Here is a 937-nt window from a genome sequence, read left to right as displayed (position 1 = left end):
GGCTCTGGTGAATCGCCAGACGGTGTTTGATTTCATTGTTTTACAGCTCGCTTGATGTTGTAGACCGCACACATCAGCACGATCTCACGAAATTCGCGGTACCACGCTCGGGCACGCACCGCGTGGCCGAGCGTACGCTTGATCGTCGAGAAGACGGTCTCAGAGAGTGCTCGTTGACCGTACAGAGACCCATCGATGCGCGCGTTATGCGCGCAGTCGATGGGTCGGAACTCGCGGTGCTTGATCAGCGGTCTCACACCCTCTTCGCGCAATTTCTCGCGTAATCGCTGCCAATCGTAGCCTTTGTCGGCGGCGAGGCTGGCAATCTCGCCCGCGTTGCGGCGGGCGAGTTGCCAGCCGACCTGCGTGTCGTGACGTTTCTCGGTCGTACAGTGAACGTCGAGGACAGCTTGTGTTTTCGTATCGACGAGCGCGGTCGTTTTCAGCGTTTGAACGCGGTAGTTCGTCCGGCGGCAGTAGTGCTTGCTGGCGGTTTCACGGTCGAAAAACGTCGCGTCCATCGCGGCGTGATCGGCGGTGTCGTGCAGCTGCGCCGACAGCCGCAGCAGCACTCGCCAGATCTTCATCTCGAACCTATCAAACGCCTTCACAAGCGTGGAGTGATGCGGGAGATCGCCCTCTTCGAGGCCGATCTCGGCCAAAATACGCGGCATCTCGCTCAGCAGATCGAGGGCGTTGCGGTACGACTCATCGAGGTAAATCCGTAGACAGTGTAGCGATACAAGAGCGTAATCGGCGAAGCCGCCACCCCCTTCGGGGGCGGCGACTTTGCCTCGGCCACCAACAACATTTTTAGCTAATGTAACCGCTTTCCTGGTGAAGCGGGAGATCTTCGACATAACCACCGCGGGTTTCCCGCTTCACTTCCTTTGATTTGACGACCTATCCTGCCGCAGTACAGCGATTCACCAGAGCC

Annotated in this window: 1 protein-coding gene; it reads right to left on the bottom strand. The window is 58.5% G+C overall.

What is annotated here, in order from left to right:
* Positions 1–32 precede the first annotated feature (32 nt).
* Positions 33–860 (bottom strand): IS5 family transposase, encoded by an 828-nt coding sequence (locus tag ACERIT_RS16145; RefSeq protein ID WP_373675874.1) that lies wholly within the window; start codon positions 858–860, stop codon positions 33–35.
* Between the last annotated feature and the right edge of the window lie 77 nt (positions 861–937).

The sequence above is a fragment of the Halopenitus sp. H-Gu1 genome (assembly GCF_041821145.1).
Lineage (GTDB): Archaea > Halobacteriota > Halobacteria > Halobacteriales > Haloferacaceae > Halopenitus.
Note: the sequence above shows the minus strand (reverse complement) of the source record. Positions and strands in the feature narration are given on the sequence as shown.

What these genes read in the sequence shown, in the direction of transcription:
- ACERIT_RS16145 (WP_373675874.1), bottom strand. Translation starts at nt 860, where the DNA reads ATGTCGAAGATCTCCCGCTTCACCAGGAAAGCGGTTACATTAGCTAAA.